Source organism: Arthrobacter sp. (assembly GCF_031179385.1).
Classification (GTDB): Bacteria; Actinomycetota; Actinomycetes; order Actinomycetales; family Micrococcaceae; genus Arthrobacter_D.
In genome coordinates, this window is sequence record NZ_JAPSHV010000003.1 from 72,894 (window position 1) to 89,377 (window position 16,484).

The following is a 16,484-nucleotide window of genomic DNA, read 5'->3' on the forward strand; positions in this document are numbered from 1 at the left end:
TCCGTCTGCACCCGCCCCATCGGTCGGGACTGGTTACCGGCACCCGCAGGTGGCGAGGACCGCCGCCGCCGCATCGACCGCTGCACGCGCGGGATCAGTGGTTCCGTTCAGGCCGCTGGCGATGAAAGAGAACACGAGCAGTCGCCCGTCGGCGGACACCACGTGGCCACTCAGGGCAGTCACGGCGTTGAGGGTACCTGTCTTGGCGCGCACCAGGCCTGCTCCGGCGAAAACCGGAGAGTCGGCGTCGTCGTAGCGGTCCGCCAGGGTCCCCGAGAGGCTTGCTACCGGGAGGCCGTGGAGCACGTGCCGCAGCGCGCGGCTGTCCGAGCGGAGCAACGTGCGCATCACGTCGGCCAGCTGCCGGGGCGCAACGCGGTTGCGGGGCGAAAGGCCGGCAGCGTCACCGAGCACCATGCCTTCCGTCGGAACCTCGAGCTCGGTGATGACTTCACCGATCGTTTCCAGACCGCCGCCGAAAGACGCCGGCCTCCCACTGGCGTCCGCAGCGAGGCGGGCGAGCACCTCTGCGAGGTAGTTATCCGACGTCAGCAACATGTGCTCCACCTGCGCCTCGACGGTGGCCGACTCGACGGACGCCAACACCACGGCGTTTTCAGCTGCGGGCTGCCGCTCGATGCCTTCCTCCACCTCCACTCCGGCGGCGATCAGCGCCTCCCGGAACACCGTCGCGGCGGCCATCGCTGCATCCGGGTTTCGGGCGCCGGACTGCTGCGACTCGTCGGCCCACGAGGAATTGATTGCGAGGGGATAGACCGGCGCGATCTCGCCCGCTTCGATGTCACCGGGCTGCCAGGTGGGATTCAGCGGATCGCCGACGAAGAACGTGTCGTCCAGGACGAGGCGGTAGGGTTCGCCGCTGCCGACTGCCGACGCGGTGCGCTCGGCAAGCGTTGCCAGACCGGCGTGGCCGCGAACGTTATCGGGGTCCGATTCCCCTGAACCGAGGAGGACGTCCCCTCCCCCGCGCAACACCAGAACGCCCTCGGCGCCGGTGCCTCCGGCGAGTACGGAGGTGGTCATGCGGTGATCCGGAGCCAGTTTCGCGAGCACCGCCGTGGCGGTCAGGACCTTGATGTTCGACGCCGGCAGCTGCGGTTCGCTTCCTTGTTGGTCAAAGAGAACGTCACCGGTTTGCGCATCGAGGACGACGCCGCTCACCGGCGTATCGCCTGGTACCTGCAGCGCCGCCGTCAGCAGGGGCGCGAGCACCGCGGGGTCGGGTGTCGGCGCGTGGGCGTCAAGCTGGTCCACGACCGTTGGGGCCGTGACGTCGCGGGGGGTCTGCTGGATTGCGGGAATGTCCGGTTCTGCGTCGGCCGGTGGAGCGGTGAGGAGCTGAGCGACCTGGGGTCCGTAATGGAGGCCGAAAGGCACTGCGAGCGCGCCCAGAACGAGGGCAAGCAGGAGGGCAGTGAATACCCTTGCACTGCGCGTCATTGTGACCCCCCTTCCGAACATTCATGGAACTGCGTGAATCGGCGCTCCGGTCATGAATCGATGATGTCGGCGGCGGCCTATATCTTTAACAGTAGATCGGGGCCATGGGTAGATGGGTCACGCTGGATTGACACGTTTGAGTCACATTCCAGACGCGTCGCGTCGCCCTGCCACGGCCCGTCGAAGTTGCCCGTTTCTTCCCCGCTGACCGCAGGAGTTCCACATGGCCATGAAGCTCGACGTCACCATCGAGATCCCCAAGGGGTCTCGCGTCAAGTACGAGATCGACCACGAAACACACCGTCTCCGCCTGGACCGGGTGCTTTTCACCTCCATGCAGTACCCCACGCATTACGGCTACTTCGAGAACACCCTCGGAGAAGACGGCGATCCCCTGGATGCTTTGGTGCTGCTGCAGGACTTCGACCTCATTCCGGGCGTGCTGGTTGAATCCCGCCCCATCGGAGTCTTCAACATGGTTGACGACGGCGGCGGCGACGCCAAGGTGCTGTGCGTTCCCGTCGATCCGCGTTTCGATGACATCCAGGACCTCGGCGATGTCTCGAAGTTCCTGCTGGATGAAATCGAGCACTTCTTCCGCAAGTACAAGGACCTGGAGCCAGGCAAGTGGGTAGAAGCAGCTGACTGGCAGGGCCGCGAGGCTGCCGAGGCAGAGGTCGAGGCATCGCTGAAGCGCTTCGAGGCTCTCGGTGAGGCCAGCGAAGAGGACGAACCGCAGGGCCGCTCAGTGGATACCGACGCTGACAATGCCGACGTGCAGCCGCAGGGCCGCTAAACCAACCATCACGGCGGCGCGCCACCCAGGCGGTGCGCGCCGCCGTCGTTCTCGAAAATCACAGGGGGAGCATGAGCCAGTCGACCCAGCAGAAGCCGTTACCGCCGTGGCGTGAAGGAACGTTCAAGGACGGACGGCCTTTCGTCGAGGCGACCAGTGGTCAACGCGTCGGTAAGTACGCCCTGGATGTGCTCATCGTCCTGGTGCTGTTCGTGATCCTCTTCTTCATCCTGGCGGCGGTCACGGCCGGAGCCGGCCTGTCCCGGGATGTTGGGGCCGCGATCGCGCTCGGCGGTGGATATGCGCTGAGTGCGCTCGGCTACGGTTTCGTTACCGGCTTCTCACGCAGCCTCGGCGCAAAAGCCGCTGGTGTCCGTAATCTCCGCTACCGCGACGGCAAGCCCATGGGCCCTCTTCAGAGCTCCTGGCGGATGCTTGCGCTTGCGCTGTTGTGGCCCTTCATTTTCCTTGGCGTAGTGGTGAGCCCACTGACCGGCTCACCTGGGATCAACGCCAACAAGACCCGCTTCCGCAGCTACGTGGTTGCGGATGTGCGCCGCCGCTGAATCGGCCTTTCCGCGCTCATGGGGAGCTCTGCCCATGGCAGCACGCGACGGGTTGCCGATAGGTTCGGAACCTGATCCCTTAGTCTCAGCAGAAGGCCCTCATGTCGGAAACCCTTGGCGCCAACCTCGAGCAGCTTGAATCGCTGGCCGAGCGCTTCTCGCAATCCGCCGAGACCCTGCGCGGCATTCGATCAACGCTCACCGTAGGCGTCATCAATAACACGGGCTGGCTGGGACCGGACGCTGAATCACTGCGGGCGTCCTGGGACAGCCACCAAATGGCGATCATGTTGGCTGCCAACACCCTCGACCGCGGTTCCCGGGACCTCCTCGAACAAGCGCGTCAGCAGGAAGCCACCAGCGACGCCGGCTCCGGAGCCATCGGCGGCTCCCCCGACGGAACCGGGTTGCCCGGAACGCCGGCAGTCACCACTGAGGACGACTTCAGTATCTGGGAGGCCCTCGGTCAGGTCGTCGGTTTTGGACTCGACGTCAACAAGGTCTTCAAACTGGCCGACATTCAGAAGTTCCTGGCGAACACCCGGATACTCGACGTCACCGACCTGCGGAACATCTCACTCGCGAGCGAGTTCCTCGAAGAAACCTCGAAGATCACCAAGTTCTCCCGTTTCGCGGGCCCACTCCTGGCACCGCTCGGGATCTACGGCGGAATTCACGACATGATCAATCCGGAGCACGAGGGCTGGCGCGGAGCCGGCGACCGCGCAGCCGGTGGGCTCGGCGTCGTGGCTTCCGGCGGCACCCTGCTCCTTGCCGCAGGCATGCTGGGGCCGGTAGGTGCCGGTATCGTGGTCGGAGCCGGGCTTGTTGCGGGAGCGTGGGCTCTGGGAAATTACGTCTACGACAACTGGGACGGCATCACCGAGTGGACCTCCAACGCCTGGGACGCCACCACCGATTTCGTCGGCGACGCCTACGAGGGCGCTACCGACCTGGCGGGTGACGCCTGGGAGGGCGCGACGGATCTGGCGGATAGTGTGACAGAGGGTGTCGGAGATTTCGTTGAGGATCCGATCGGATCAATTGGAGGACTGTTCTCGTGACCACGCAGCCGATCGAGTGGACCACCCGAGACCTGGAAAGTGCACGTAAGGTCCTTGCTCTCTCCTTCGAGGAGAGTGAAGACCTACCCACCCTGACCGATGAAGAGATCGTGGCGCTCGACGGGATCGAACGCGAGCAATTCGTTGCGCTGCCGTTCCTCGAAAAGCACGAGGACCAGAAATACCTGGCCGCAACCGTTGCGCTGCGCAGCCTGATGTCCAAAGGGCTCGCATTTCCCGTTGTGGAAGAGGGTTATAACGAGCCCACCAGGCTCAACGCCACCGAACGCGTTACCGGCATCATGACGCTCCGCCGGACCGCCAGCCGCATCGTTACGGGTCAGCGGACGTCGCAGGTCGGAAGACACTGGCTGTTTGCCTACATCCACGACGACATCGTGCTGGAGGAAGAAGTGAACGACGGCGGCATCCACGCCTTCGTTGTCTACCCCACCTCGCGCCTCGCCGAACGGCTTGCCGTCCTGGCAGATCCGGAGAACAGCGCGTCAGTCGATGGGGAGCCCGTGATTCTCCCGCAGTCCGAGTTCGAAGCACAAGGAGCGCCGCTGCTGGCCGAGAGCCGTGCGGTGACGGTTTTCACCGGCGCATCGGGGGGTGCGGAGACGTTCACCAACCTCACGGTGTACACCGCTCCCTCGACTGTGAAGACGCTTCTGGCCGCCGAGCATGAGGGCTCTGTGACCTTCAGCATTACCGAGGTCTCACCCGCCTCCTTGCGCTCCTCGCTGCAGTCGGTGGTGGACGACCCGTCGGAATCAACGCAAATCGGTTGATTCCGCGCCTGACTCAGTCATACTGAGGTCATGCTGTTCGTGGTGACGATCAACCAGCGCGATTCCCGCGAAGTCGGCGACCTGGTTCCGGAGCTGCTGCGGGAATTCCGGTTCGTCGACGCCGTCATCCCCTTTCAGCGCTCCGTCGGAGACGAACTTCAGGGCGTCGTCGGGAGCGCAAAGCTGGCCGTCGATGTAGCGCTCAAGGCAATCCGGTTCCGCCGCTGGCACGTCGGTATCGGGGTCGGCGAAGTCCACTCGCCTCTTCCGGAACGGATCACCGACGCTGAGGGTTACGGCCTGGTGTACTCGCGCAGAGCTGTGAACCGTGCCCAGAAAACCGGCGAGCGTATACCGCTGGCCATCGAGGGGCCGGACTCGGAAGTCGCTGCCGAAGCAGAAGCGGTCCTGCGGCTGCTCGGGCAGATTGTCTATACCCGCACGGATGCCGAGTGGAACGTGCTGGATCTCATGACGCCCGGGGCACGCGGGCAGCAAAAGCTGATAGCAGCCGAGCTGGGTATTACGACCCAGGCCGTGAGCAAGGCCGTTATCCGGTCGCACTGGGTAGAAGAGTGGGCCACGCGCCCCGCTGCCGCCCGGCTCCTCGATCTGACCTACGGTCCGGCGGCGCTGCCGCCGGCAGCGCTGGCCTACTAACGCTCCTCTTGAGCCCCGCGGGCGAGAGAACGCAGGATCTTGGCCGCGCCGTCGTCGTACACCGACGCCGTCACCTCGGAAGCGGCAGCCAGAACCTCTTCTGGCGCCTGCCCCATGGCCACGCCGCGCGCCGCCCATGAAAGCATCTCGATGTCATTGCGGCCGTCCCCGATAGCCACCGTCTCCGAGGGGTCGATGTCCAATCGCCGCCGAACCAGCTCAAGGGCGCTGGCCTTGGTGACCCCAGCGGCAGCAATGTCCAGCCATGCGGTCCAGCCCACTGAATAGGTCACGCCGTGGAGGCCGATTGACTCGACGGCATCGCCGAATTCCTCGGCGGTGCTGTCCGTGCTGAAGACCACCACGCGGACAGCGCGAGCCTTTAGCATGCGTTCGAAATCGACGCTTTCGGCTTCTGCACCGAAGCTCGCGTCCTGGAACCGCTCGGTGGAGAGGAATCGTCCCTCATCGTCCTCGAGGGCGAACTTTGCGGTGGGAAGACTTTTTCTCAGGGCAACGAGGGCCGGCCGCGGGTCGAAGATTACGCGGTTGATGATTTCGTAGCCGTCCTCGAACTCATCGACCCCGATGCGCAGGGTGACGCCGCCGTTCGAGCACACAGCATGCCCGCGGGTGAGTCCGATTTTCTGGATGATTGGAAGAGTGGCACCCAAAGACCTGCCGGTGGCGATCACCACTTCGTGGCCGGCGTCGACTACGGCGCTGGCCGATGTCCGAACTTCGTCCGACATCTGTCCCTCGTGATCGACCAGGGTTCCGTCGACATCGAGGGCAATGAGTTTCCGTGTTGTCTGCTGCTGGTCATCGATGCCAGCTGGATACGTGGTTGTCATCGTTAAAGTGAACCAGAAACCCGGTAATCGCGGGTAGGTTTTTGATCACAACTGGGCAAATGCGCGGTTACGGAACGGGGTGCCGGCATGCAGGTCGATGAACAGAGTAAGCGTGCTGGGCAACAGCTCTGAGGGCGCATGGCCTGTGATCTCGGCGCCGACCGCACTGATTGATGCCGAGCTGGGTTGAGTCCGGCCTACAGGACCGGCAGGACCTCGAGTCCGCCAAGGTAAGGACGCAGCGCTGCGGGCACTGTCACCGACCCGTCCGGGTTCTGGTGGTGCTCAAGGATGGCAACGATCCACCGCGTGGTTGCGAGCGTACCGTTCAGCGTCGCCACGGCACGCGTGGACTTCGCGCCCGGAACTCGTTCGCGGATGTTCAGCCGCCGCGCCTGGAAGCTCGTGCAGTTGGACGTGGACGTCAACTCGCGGTAGGCATTCTGCGTCGGCACCCACGCTTCACAGTCGAACTTCCGGGCCGCTGACATCCCGAGATCGCCGGCGGCGGTGTCGATGACCCGATAGGGCAGCTCGACCTTGGCGAGCATCTCCTCCTCCCAGGCGAGCATGCGCTCGTGCTCCGCGTGAGACTCCTCGACGGTGGTGTAGGAGAACATCTCCACCTTGTTGAACTGATGCACCCGGATGATCCCGCGGGTGTCCTTGCCGTGCGATCCCGCTTCCCTGCGGTAGCAGGATGACCAACCGGCATAGCGCAGCGGTCCTGCCGAAAGGTCAAGGATCTCGTCCGAGTGGTATCCGGCCAGCGCTACCTCGGAAGTCCCGGTGAGGTAAAGGTCATCTTCCGGCAGCCGGTAGATCTCGGCGTCGTGGGCGACGTCGAACCCGGTGCCCTGCATCGTCTCCGGACGCACCAGCGTGGGTGTGATCATCGGCGTGAATCCGGCTGCAACCGCCTGGTCCATGGCCATGTTCAGGAGGGCGAGCTCAAGCCGCGCGCCTACGCCTTTGAGGAAGTAGAACCGCGAGCCTGAGACCTTGGCGCCCCGTTCCATGTCGATGGCGCCGATGAGCTCACCGATCTCGAGGTGGTCCCGGGGTTCGAAGTCGAACTCCCGCTTCTCCCCCACCGTCTTCACGACGACGAAATCGTCCTCGCCGCCGGCCGGCACGCCGTCGAGAATGGCGTTGGGAAGCCGGCGAAGCAGGGACTCGGCCTCCGACTTCGCTGCTTCAGCCTCTGCGGCTGCAGCTTTCACCGATGCTGCCAATTCCTTGACCTCGGCGAGGAGAGCCTGCTTCTCATCGCCCTGTGCCTTCGCGACCCGCTTACTGAAGGTGTTCTGTTCGGCACGAAGCGACTCCGCGCTGGTGACTGCCTCTCGGCGGCGGGAATCTGCCGCGATCAGAGCATCCACCAGAGACTCATCCGCCTTTCGCGAGCGCTGCGAAAGGCGGAACTTTTCGGGATTGTCGCGGAGTTCGTTTACGTCGATCACCACCCAAGAGTACCGAACGCCACCCGGGCGCCCGCACCCGCGCGCTGAAGGATAGTCTGGGGAATCATGCCCCTCGAGTGGATCATCGTCGCCCTTGCGGTTGTTGCCGCGGCCGCGTCAGCTTTCAGCTGGTGGGGAGTACGAAAACTGCGCCGCGAACGGGCGCCTCACTGGGACGAGCCGCGTGCGGCGGTCCAGCCGACCGGTGAGCGTCAGCGGGTGGCGCTGGTCCTCAACCCGGTGAAATTGAGCGCGTCCCTTGCACGCGAACAGGTTGAGCAGGCCTGTTCCGATGCGGGCTGGGATCCGCCCCTGATCCTGGAGACTACGGTGGAGGAGCCCGGTGAAGCCCAGGCGAGACGCGCGGTCGAGGAGGGGTGCGACGTCGTGATCGCCGGAGGTGGGGACGGCACAGTTCGTGCCGTGGCGTCCGCCCTGGTGCACAGCGGTGCCGCATTGGGACTGCTGCCGCTGGGGACCGGAAACCTGCTGGCGCGCAACCTCGGCATCGCCGTCAACGATGTCCCCCGTAGCGTACGGCAGGCACTCCACGGGGCGGTGCGGCGGATCGACATGGGCCGTGTGCAGCTGCACAACGAGCGGACCGGAGTCAGCGGCGACCATACATTCCTGGTGATGGGCGGCGTCGGCCTCGACGCCGTAGTCGTCGCAGCGACCAAGGACACCCTGAAGCGGAAATTCGGCTGGCTGGCTTACAGCGAGGCAGGGGTACGGAGCCTGCCCGGCAAGCGTCAGCGCATGTCGATCAGCCTTGATGGAGAACCTGCGCAGACACGCAAGGTCCACAGCGTCCTCTTCGCCAATTGCGCCCGGCTCCCGGGCGGGATCACGTTCATACCGGATGCCACGATCGACGACGGCTACCTGGACATAGTGATCACCAGTCCGCGCAGCATGCTCGGATGGCTATGGGTAGCCGGGAAAATCCTGTTCCGCCATCCGGGCCCCATCCCCGTCATCAGCTACCACCGGGTGAAGAGCGTGGAGGTCCGCGTATCCGAGGCAACAGGCACGCAGCTGGACGGAGACACCTCCGGTGATGTCACGTCGCTCAGCGTCGGAGTCGTCCCAGGCGCGCTGATGGTCCGGGTCCCCGGGAGGGCAACCGGACCATCAGCAGGAATGTTCAGCGATTCCCTGAAGGAGTAGCGGGTCCGCTAGCGGCGGTCGGTGCCTTCTGCGTCGTCCCCGCCCTCCTGAAGGGATGGCACGGAGTCGACATCCGTGTATTCGCCCTCGAGGTCGGAGTCGGCGTCTGTAGTGCCGTCGACGTCGGTGTACTCACCCTCATCGAGCTGGTCCCCGCCCTCGGTGTACTCCCCCACGCCGTCCGCACGCTGGGCGCCGGTGTAGCCTCCGGTAACCCCCGCTGAGGCATCTCCGACAGCATCGGCGTTCTGCGCCTGACTGTTGATCAACTGCTGTTCCTCCGCGAAGCGAAGGTCATTCCCCTGGTCTCCGGCGTCGCCGTGCCAGTTCGGGTCGGAGGTTGCTCCGTCACCCTCGTTCGGGTTGACCTCGCTGTTGTGTGGCTGCTCGCTCATGGTGCCTGCCTTTCATCAAGGGTCGCGCCCCTGGCCGGGCGCTCACCATCAGCCTACTTAGCATCTGGGCGTGGCGAAAGGATTCCTAGTCATTAAGCAGCTCGCGAACAGCCTTCTCGGACGCTGAGTAGCTCGCCACCGGGATGACCTCCCCTGACATGAAGCGGTCCACGATGCGGGGATCAACGTACGAGCTCCGCGCGACCGCCGGAGTGTTGCCCAAATGGTCCGCGACTGAGCGCATGGTCGCTGCAACAGCCTTCTGCCGCGCAGTGCGGCTGGTGGCACCCAGGTCCATCCGGGCGAGTTCCATGGAAGCCACGACGGTTGCCTGCCAGGTGCGGAAATCCTTCGCCGTGAAGCCCCCGCCCGTGACCTGGCGGAGGAACTCGTTGAGCTGGGAGGCGTCGACTGAATGCCAGGATCCGTCCGGCATTCGATACGCCAGCATGGTGTCTGCGTCCTCCCTGGACATCATCGGTTCCAGCGCCGCGGCGAGGTCCGGGTCTTCTATCGTCGTATCCCACAGCTGCCCGCTCTTGCCCGGAAACTGCAGGGTGATCAGCGGACCGCTGATGGTTACGTGGTCCACTCGAAGGGTTGTCACACCGAAGGAGCCGTTCTCGGCAGCGTACTGCGCCGAGCCGATGCGCAGCGCACCGGAGTCCACGATTCGCAGTGCAGCCGCGAACGCGCGTTCCTTGCCGCTACCATCGCTCCGAAGATGCTGGGTGATGACCCGACGTGCGCTGGGCAACCGCTCGCCGAAGTTCAGGGCACGGTCAAACTTTTCCCGGTCCTTTTTCTCACGCCAGGCGGGATGGTAGATGTACTGGCGCCTCCCGGCGTCGTCCGTTCCCACCGCCTGTATATGCCCATTGGGGTATGGACTGATCCAGACGTCCCGCCAAGCCGGGGGAATGACAAGCTCCCGGATCCGGGCCAGATCATCAGGAGTCAACGGCTCCCCGTGCTGGTCCCGGTAGCTGAAGCCCTTCCCATGACGACGGCGCGTATAGCCGGGCTTGTTACAGTCACTGCGTCTGAGTCGCGGCACGCCGTCTCCTCTTGTTGCCCGTAAAGAATGCCCTAGCCTATGTCCTCGGAGCCTGCTGCGGGGGAGACCAGGATGGATCGGACCCAGCCTTGCGCCGCCTCGAACGCCTGATCGGAGGTGTGTCTGGCCACCTCGTACTCTCTGCGGTCCGCACGGGCATAAGAACCGAGGAAACGAAGACCCGGACTGATCCGGTGTAGGCCCTGAAGTGCATCAGCCACCCGGGCGTCGGCGATATGGCCGTCCGCGTCGATGCTGAAGAAATAGTCGCCCAGGAAGAGCCCCGTGGGTCGGGACTCGATCCTGCTGAGGTTGACGCCGCGGGCGGCGAACTGGTCGAGGATTTCCATCAGGGCGCCGGGATGGTCCTCCGGGAGGGGGATAACCAGCGTCGTTTTGTCCGCCCCGGTCCGCTCAGGCAGGAAGTCAGGCTTGCTGACCAGGATGAAGCGGGTCACGGCGTCGGCAACGTCGCCGATGTGCTCAGCGAGCACCGTCAATCCAAGGCGGCTGGCAACCAGTGGAGAGCAGATCGCTGCATCATGGTCGGCGCCGTCGTCAAGCAGCTCGTGTGCTGCTGCAGCGGTGGAGGACGCGGGTATGTATTCCGCCGCGGGAATGTTCTTCTCAGTCCACCCCCTGCACTGCGCCCAGGCATGGCCATGGGTTGCGACGAACCGGATGGCAGCGAGTTCCATGCCGGGCTTGCCGACCAGGACGAAGGAAATCGGTACGAGCACCTCACGGATGATGCGAAGCTGTTCGCCCTGCGCAATGGCGTCCAGCGTTGCCGAAACTCCGCCCTCCACGGAGTTTTCGATCGGAACCATTGCAGCTTTTACCCGACCGGAGCGCACCATGTCGAGGGCCGCATTCACCGTGGTCGCGGGGACCCGTTCCGCGTTCTCCGCGCCGGGAACCTGAAGCAGTGCGGCCTCTGTGAACGTTCCCTCAGGGCCTAGATAGGCGTACGAACTCATAGGACGCGCGGCTCCTTGCCCGTCTCGGAAACCATCGGCCTGGATGCCTCAATCCACGCATCCATACCGCCGACGACGTTCACCGCCGAGTAACCGTTGGCGACCAGCCATTCCGTCACCCGGTAGGAGCGGCCGCCCGTGCGGCAGATGACATGCAGGTCCTCGTCAGGGTCCAGCTCGTCGATCCGTGCGGGGAGATCATTCACCGGGATGTGCCGCGCACCCTCGATGTGCCCGGCTTCCCACTCGTAGTCCTCCCGGACGTCCAGAACGACCGTGTCCTCGCTGATTGCCTCGATGGACACATTCTCACTGTTGGTCATACCGCCCCGCTCCTGTCGCTCACCCGATTCTGCGGACTGCATCCAAGCCTATAGTGGGACCGGACTCATCCCACAGCTATCGAAAGGTGCCCATGAGCTCCCTCCACGAGCTGACCGCCCTTGAGCAAGTCAGCCATCTTCGACAGGGGAAGTTGAGCTCGCGGGAACTGACAGAGCACTACCTGGACCGGATCGAGGCACTGAATCCCGCTCTGGGAGCTTTCATCACCGTGACCGCCGATGCGGCGCTGGCCGAAGCTGCCGCAGCTGACCGGCGGCAGGCCGCAGGTCATGACCTGCCCCTGCTTCACGGCCTGCCTCTCGCCCATAAGGATCTTGCCGACGTCGTCGGTGTGGTGACCACCCACGGAAGTGCGGCGCTGCAGCATTCGGTCGCCGCTACGGACTCCCCGCTCGTGTCCGTGCTGCGCCGCGCGGGCGCCATCTGCGTGGGGAAGACGCAGGTGCCCGAGTTCGGACTGAGCTGTTACAGCGAGAACCTGATCGCGCCGCCGTCGCGGAACCCGCTGGATCCCGCATTGAGCTCGGGGGGCTCGTCGGGTGGAAGTGCCGCGGCCGTCGCAGCCGGCATGATCCCGCTGGCGCCGGGCACCGACGGCGGCGGCTCAGTACGGATTCCCGCTGCGGCAACGGGGCTGATCGGCCTCAAGCCCAACCGCGGCCGGGTTCCGTCCGGGTCCGGTCAGAGCGATCTGGGACAGTTTGTGGTTGCCGGACCGCTTGCGCGCACGACGACGGACGCCGCCCTGCTGCTCGATGCGATGGTTGATGAGCCGAACTACCACGCGACGAGCGCAGCCGCCCATGGCCCCTTCCTCGATGCGGCCCTCCGTGCTGAGGGGAAGTTCCGCATCGGTGTGAGCGATCTCTCACCCTTCGCGGCGGCCTTCCCGATTGAGCTCGACGACGATGCGCGTGCCGCCTTCGACGCGGGCGTGCGAGCACTGGTCGCTGTGGGACACGACGTCGTTGAAGCGGACCTGCACTACGACCGGCGCTATCACGAGGCTTTCCAGTCGGTATGGACCGCCGGTCTCGCCGTCGCGCGCATCCCCGCTGCCCGTGAGAAGGACCTCACAACACTTGCACGGACGCTGCGGCACCGTGCACAGGGCAGGTCGGCAGCGGACCTGGCCGCCGCCGTCGATATCCTCAGGCAATTCGAGCAGGACACGATCGAGCAGTATTCGGCATATGACTTCATCGCCACACCGGCGCTGGGCATGACTCCCCGGCCCATCGGCTGGTACACCGATGCCGATGCGGACACCGACTACATGCGCCAGTGCCAGTATTCGCCGTATACCTCGATGGTGAACGTGTGCGGGTTGCCCGCCATCTCGGTGCCGGTGTACAGCACTGCCGGCGGGTTATCAATGAGTATCCAGCTCATCGGCAGGCCAAGCGCCGAGGCGGAACTGCTTACCGTCTCCGCCCAGCTGGAGCACCATTTCCGCACCAATCCAAAACCGATCAGCATAACTGGTTAAGGACGCTTTGAATATGACAGTCCGAAATGTGACTGGCACTATGGAGTAAATGAGCACAACTCACAACCAAACAGCCACAGTGGCGGACAAGACGTTCCTGGGTCATCCCCGGATGCTTGCAAACCTGTTCAGCGTAGAACTCTGGGAGCGCTTTTCCTTCTACGGCATGCAGGGCATTCTCCTCTACTACATGTACTACTCGGTGGCCGACGGCGGCCTCGGGATTGACCAGGGAATCGCCACCGGCCTGGTCGGCGCCTACGGCGGTGGCGTCTATCTCTCCACCATCCTGGGAGCGTGGCTTGCAGACCGCGTCCTGGGTTCCGAGAAGGTCCTCTTCTATTCGGCGATCATGATCATGTGCGGTCACATCGCCCTGGCCCTGCTTCCGGGCGGGCTCGGCCTGGCCGTCGGCCTGGTCCTCGTCGGAGTGGGCTCCGGTGGACTGAAAGCCAATGCAACCTCGCTGGTCGGGACCCTGTATGCCGAGGGCGACGAACGACGTGATGCCGGCTTCTCCATCTTCTACATGGGCATCAACATCGGCGCCCTCATCGGCCCGCTGCTGACGGGGCTCGCCTGGACGGAACTCGGCTTCCACTACGGATTCGGTCTGGCAGCCATCGGCATGGCCATCGGTCTGGTGCAGTACGCGCTGACCCGGAAGAACCTGCCGGACACGGCCCACGCGGTGACCAATCCGCTGCCGTCCGGGCGGCTGGGCCGGTTCGGCCTGATCGCCGTTGGCGCGGTCGTCGTTATTGTTCTGGCCTTCGCGACCGGCCTCGTCACCCCGGCCAACCTCGCCCAGACCATGGCATATCTGGCAATTGCGGCATCGATCGCCTACTTCGTGGTGATCCTGCGCAGCAAGCGCGTCACGGCCATCGAGCGCAAGCGGGTGTACTCCTTCATCCCCCTGTTCATCGCGAGTGCTGCCTTTTGGGCGCTCTTCCAGCAGCAGTTCACCGTCGTCGCGATCTACGCGGACCGCAGCCTCGACCGCAATCTGTTCGGGTGGACCATGCCCCCGAGCTTCGTGCAGTCGATCAACCCGATCTTCATCATCATCTTCGCCGCCGTTTTCGCTGCGCTGTGGACCAAGCTCGGCAGCCGTCAGCCGTCCTCGCCGCTGAAGTTCGCGCTCGGCCTCGTGTTCATGGGCGTTGCGTTCCTGCTCTTCATCCCGTTCTCCGGTGGTGGTCCCAACAGCACCCCGCTGATCGCGCTCGTGGTCATTCTGCTGTTCTTCACTTGGGCGGAACTGTTCCTGTCGCCAATCGGCCTGTCCGTGGCGACTAAGCTGGCCCCCAGCGTCTTCCGGACGCAGATGGTGGCGCTGTTCTTCCTCTCGATCTCATTGGGAACGACCCTCGCCGGCATCCTCGCCGGGTACTACAACCAGGACAATGAGGTGCCGTACTTCTCCTTCAGCGGCATCACTGCGATCGTGCTTGGCATTGCCCTTGCCCTCGCGACTCCCGCCATCAAGAAGATGATGAGCGGCGTCCGCTAACCCCTACCCATAACGACGACGGCGCCCCCCTTCGCGGGAGGGCGCCGTCGTCGTAATGGATGAGAAGTATCAGGTGCCGTCGTCGTCGCCTGTCTCGCTTTCGGGACCGGGACCGCCATAGCCGCCCTCATCGAGGGAACTTGACGTGCCGGCGGCGCGCTCGGCGTCCTTTTCCAGAACTTCGTCGTCGGTTTCGTCGAGCTCGTCGCTTGTGGGGTTATCGCTCATGTCACAACCTTTCGTTGACGGGTCTTCCCAACGTACCGCCCGGCAGGCGCAGGCACTAGGGCGCCTCTGACCATCCTCCCCATCGAGTGGGCGCCCGGAACCACCCCACCCTCACCCCGATCCTCCTCATCGAGTGGGCGCTGGGAACCACCCCATCCTCACCCCGCTCCTCCTCATCGGGTGGGCGCTGGGAACCACGTCGTTCGCTGAAATCCGTTATGGGCGCCCGGTCGATGCACCGGCTCTGGTCATCGTGGCCCTGATTCGGGCAACCGTTGACCGCTCCCTGCCCGGCTCAAGGTCCTTCTTCGTGAAGCGCAGCACTGTCCATCCCATCTCGCGCAGTCGTTCGTCCCGGCGGATATCGCGGTGCCATTGGGCGGCGTCCACCAGATGGTGCTCGCCCTCGTACTCGATAGCAATGCGCAGTTCCCGGTACATCTGATCGGGTCTTGAGACGCGCTGTCCGTTCTGGTCGAGTACCCATTGGTTGACCTCCGGCTCGGGTAGTCCCGCCTCCACGATCAGTAGCCGCAGACGGGACTCGGGTCCTGAATCCACACCGCGTCGGAGAAGAGGCATCGCTTCCCGTGCACGCCGTATCCCCCGCGAGCCTCGACGCCGATCCACGACATCGGCGATCTGGGCCGGGGTGGCAAGTGGATCTGGAATGTTGAGACTGCACTGGCGACGCGGGGCGTCGGGCCGCCGCAAAAGAGAATCGCCTGCGATGACCAGTTCCTCTAGAGACAGGACAGCGGCCAGGTCGGTCCACGTCCAGGCAGGGGAGGTTACTGAGGCACCGTAAATTTCGACGACGTCCTTCGGCATCAGCGGTGCGCGATGCCCGACTACGCCGGGCCGCCTCACCCGGTTTGTGCCCTTCCACCGGGTGAGGTGAAGTCGCTCGTCCTCCTCGAGACGGAACGGAAGCAAAATTCCCCAGAGTCCCGCGGCGGTCGCGTGACTGGCGGCATCCGGGCAGCCGAGCCGGGTCAGCGGCGCCACCCTGTCGAGCAGCGATGGGTCGGAACCGTTGACGGATCTGATGCCCCGGCTCGGAATGGTGAGGTCCGAGCGCCGAAGCCGGCTGTATGGCAACCCACGCTCGAGGGCCTCGTCGACCGTGAAGGAAAACGGACCGGGGAGGGGAATGGATGCGGAGTTCACCCGTTCCATGTTGCCGTCGAGGCAGGGCGCGCAGACGTTGTCCACAGGACGTATCCCACCCTCTCGAGCACTCCATGAATCGAGTGGGCGCTGGCGACCACGTTCGCTGTGGAAAGGCGTCACACGCGCCCACTCGACGCGGGCCCTCATCCTTCACCGAACGCCCAGCCCACCGAGTGGGCGCTGGCGACCACGTCCGCTGCGGAAAGGCGTCACACGCGCCCACTCGACGCGGGCCCTCATCCTTCTCCGAACGCCCAGCCCACCGAGTGGGCGCTGGCGACCACGTCCGCTGCGCAAAGCCGTCATACGCGCCCACTCGACGCAACCAGCGCGCACTCGATGCGGAAGGAACAAGGACGGCCCACCACTCTGACACGTATTAGTTAGACTGGCTGCACCGATCCGGCGAAGGAGATCCATGGCAGCACGCAAAGCGACGGCGCTCGATGTCGCCAAGGTCGCCGGCGTATCCC

Annotated in this window: 17 protein-coding genes; 8 read left to right on the forward strand and 9 right to left on the reverse strand. The window is 64.6% G+C overall.

Annotation, left to right across the window (positions count from 1 at the left end):
- Positions 1 to 33 precede the first annotated feature (33 nt).
- Positions 34 to 1,461, reverse strand: coding sequence for a D-alanyl-D-alanine carboxypeptidase/D-alanyl-D-alanine-endopeptidase (gene dacB / locus RIF85_RS01415; protein ID WP_309070115.1), 1,428 nt, complete (start codon positions 1,459 to 1,461; stop codon positions 34 to 36).
- Positions 1,462 to 1,690: 229 nt separating this feature from the next.
- On the opposite strand from dacB, the gene RIF85_RS01420 reads away from it, so the two are divergent.
- The 5 genes from RIF85_RS01420 (at position 1,691) to RIF85_RS01440 (ending at position 5,341) form a co-directional block, all read left to right on the forward strand.
- Positions 1,691 to 2,257 (forward strand): inorganic diphosphatase, encoded by a 567-nt coding sequence (locus tag RIF85_RS01420; RefSeq protein ID WP_309070135.1) that lies wholly within the window; start codon positions 1,691 to 1,693, stop codon positions 2,255 to 2,257.
- A gap of 71 nt (positions 2,258 to 2,328) precedes the next feature.
- On the forward strand, positions 2,329 to 2,823 hold the full coding sequence (locus RIF85_RS01425) for an RDD family protein (protein ID WP_309070116.1): 495 nt from the start codon (positions 2,329 to 2,331) through the stop codon (positions 2,821 to 2,823).
- Between the two features lie 101 nt (positions 2,824 to 2,924).
- Positions 2,925 to 3,887, forward strand: coding sequence for a hypothetical protein (locus RIF85_RS01430; RefSeq protein ID WP_309070117.1), 963 nt, complete (start codon positions 2,925 to 2,927; stop codon positions 3,885 to 3,887).
- The gene (locus RIF85_RS01435; RefSeq protein WP_309070118.1) at positions 3,884 to 4,681 is read left to right on the forward strand and encodes a hypothetical protein; all 798 of its coding nucleotides are present in this window, start codon (positions 3,884 to 3,886) and stop codon (positions 4,679 to 4,681) included. Before RIF85_RS01430 ends, RIF85_RS01435 begins: the two co-directional genes overlap by 4 nt.
- Positions 4,682 to 4,714: 33 nt before the next feature.
- A complete protein-coding gene (locus RIF85_RS01440; RefSeq protein WP_309070136.1) occupies positions 4,715 to 5,341 on the forward strand; it encodes a hypothetical protein in 627 nt (208 codons plus the stop codon).
- Here RIF85_RS01440 and RIF85_RS01445 read toward each other — a convergent pair.
- Positions 5,338 to 6,195 (reverse strand): HAD family hydrolase, encoded by an 858-nt coding sequence (locus RIF85_RS01445; RefSeq protein WP_309070119.1) that lies wholly within the window; start codon positions 6,193 to 6,195, stop codon positions 5,338 to 5,340. The genes RIF85_RS01440 and RIF85_RS01445 overlap by 4 nt on opposite strands.
- A gap of 197 nt (positions 6,196 to 6,392) precedes the next feature.
- Entirely contained in the window at positions 6,393 to 7,658 is a 1,266-nt protein-coding gene (serS, locus tag RIF85_RS01450; protein ID WP_309070120.1) for a serine--tRNA ligase, read from the reverse strand.
- Positions 7,659 to 7,724: 66 nt separating this feature from the next.
- On the opposite strand from serS, the gene RIF85_RS01455 reads away from it, so the two are divergent.
- The gene (locus RIF85_RS01455; RefSeq protein WP_309070121.1) at positions 7,725 to 8,828 is read left to right on the forward strand and encodes a diacylglycerol kinase family lipid kinase; all 1,104 of its coding nucleotides are present in this window, start codon (positions 7,725 to 7,727) and stop codon (positions 8,826 to 8,828) included.
- An 8-nt stretch (positions 8,829 to 8,836) separates the two neighbouring features.
- Here RIF85_RS01455 and RIF85_RS01460 read toward each other — a convergent pair whose 3' ends face one another.
- The 4 genes from RIF85_RS01460 to RIF85_RS01475 all read right to left on the reverse strand — a co-directional run bounded on the left by RIF85_RS01460 (position 8,837) and on the right by RIF85_RS01475 (position 11,583).
- Positions 8,837 to 9,223 carry a hypothetical protein gene (locus tag RIF85_RS01460; RefSeq protein WP_309070122.1) on the reverse strand — a complete coding sequence of 129 codons (387 nt, stop codon included), beginning with the start codon at positions 9,221 to 9,223 and terminating at the stop codon, positions 8,837 to 8,839.
- Positions 9,224 to 9,308: 85 nt separating this feature from the next.
- Positions 9,309 to 10,280 carry a DNA topoisomerase IB gene (locus tag RIF85_RS01465; RefSeq protein WP_309070123.1) on the reverse strand — a complete coding sequence of 324 codons (972 nt, stop codon included), beginning with the start codon at positions 10,278 to 10,280 and terminating at the stop codon, positions 9,309 to 9,311.
- Positions 10,281 to 10,312: 32 nt separating this feature from the next.
- Positions 10,313 to 11,260 (reverse strand): prephenate dehydratase, encoded by a 948-nt coding sequence (gene pheA, locus RIF85_RS01470; protein ID WP_309070124.1) that lies wholly within the window; start codon positions 11,258 to 11,260, stop codon positions 10,313 to 10,315.
- Positions 11,257 to 11,583, reverse strand: coding sequence for a rhodanese-like domain-containing protein (locus RIF85_RS01475; protein ID WP_309070125.1), 327 nt, complete (start codon positions 11,581 to 11,583; stop codon positions 11,257 to 11,259). The genes pheA and RIF85_RS01475 overlap by 4 nt, the downstream gene beginning before the upstream one ends.
- A gap of 92 nt (positions 11,584 to 11,675) precedes the next feature.
- On the opposite strand from RIF85_RS01475, the gene RIF85_RS01480 reads away from it, so the two are divergent.
- Together RIF85_RS01480 and RIF85_RS01485 are read left to right on the forward strand one after the other, a co-directional pair.
- Positions 11,676 to 13,094: an amidase gene (locus tag RIF85_RS01480; RefSeq protein ID WP_309070126.1), complete on the forward strand. Its 1,419-nt coding sequence runs from the start codon at positions 11,676 to 11,678 to the stop codon at positions 13,092 to 13,094.
- A gap of 49 nt (positions 13,095 to 13,143) precedes the next feature.
- Positions 13,144 to 14,610 (forward strand): oligopeptide:H+ symporter, encoded by a 1,467-nt coding sequence (locus RIF85_RS01485; RefSeq protein ID WP_309070127.1) that lies wholly within the window; start codon positions 13,144 to 13,146, stop codon positions 14,608 to 14,610.
- Positions 14,611 to 14,679: 69 nt separating this feature from the next.
- Here RIF85_RS01485 and RIF85_RS01490 read toward each other — a convergent pair whose 3' ends face one another.
- The gene (locus RIF85_RS01490) at positions 14,680 to 14,838 is read right to left on the reverse strand and encodes a hypothetical protein (RefSeq protein ID WP_309070128.1); all 159 of its coding nucleotides are present in this window, start codon (positions 14,836 to 14,838) and stop codon (positions 14,680 to 14,682) included.
- Between the two features lie 216 nt (positions 14,839 to 15,054).
- Positions 15,055 to 16,053, reverse strand: coding sequence for a DUF559 domain-containing protein (locus tag RIF85_RS01495; protein ID WP_309070129.1), 999 nt, complete (start codon positions 16,051 to 16,053; stop codon positions 15,055 to 15,057).
- Positions 16,054 to 16,484 lie beyond the last annotated feature (431 nt).

Bases quoted from the DNA above. Each gene is read 5' to 3' on its own strand.
- dacB (WP_309070115.1), bottom strand. From the start codon at position 1,461: ATGACGCGCAGTGCAAGGGTATTCACTGCCCTCCTGCTTGCCCTCGTT.
- RIF85_RS01420 (WP_309070135.1), top strand. From the start codon at position 1,691: ATGAAGCTCGACGTCACCATCGAGATCCCCAAGGGGTCTCGCGTCAAG.
- RIF85_RS01425 (WP_309070116.1), top strand. From the start codon at position 2,329: ATGAGCCAGTCGACCCAGCAGAAGCCGTTACCGCCGTGGCGTGAAGGA.
- RIF85_RS01430 (WP_309070117.1), top strand. From the start codon at position 2,925: ATGTCGGAAACCCTTGGCGCCAACCTCGAGCAGCTTGAATCGCTGGCC.
- RIF85_RS01445 (WP_309070119.1), bottom strand. From the start codon at position 6,195: ATGACAACCACGTATCCAGCTGGCATCGATGACCAGCAGCAGACAACA.
- RIF85_RS01455 (WP_309070121.1), top strand. From the start codon at position 7,725: ATGCCCCTCGAGTGGATCATCGTCGCCCTTGCGGTTGTTGCCGCGGCC.
- RIF85_RS01460 (WP_309070122.1), bottom strand. From the start codon at position 9,223: ATGAGCGAGCAGCCACACAACAGCGAGGTCAACCCGAACGAGGGTGAC.
- pheA (WP_309070124.1), bottom strand. From the start codon at position 11,260: ATGAGTTCGTACGCCTATCTAGGCCCTGAGGGAACGTTCACAGAGGCC.
- RIF85_RS01475 (WP_309070125.1), bottom strand. From the start codon at position 11,583: ATGACCAACAGTGAGAATGTGTCCATCGAGGCAATCAGCGAGGACACG.
- RIF85_RS01480 (WP_309070126.1), top strand. From the start codon at position 11,676: ATGAGCTCCCTCCACGAGCTGACCGCCCTTGAGCAAGTCAGCCATCTT.
- RIF85_RS01485 (WP_309070127.1), top strand. From the start codon at position 13,144: ATGAGCACAACTCACAACCAAACAGCCACAGTGGCGGACAAGACGTTC.
- RIF85_RS01490 (WP_309070128.1), bottom strand. From the start codon at position 14,838: ATGAGCGATAACCCCACAAGCGACGAGCTCGACGAAACCGACGACGAA.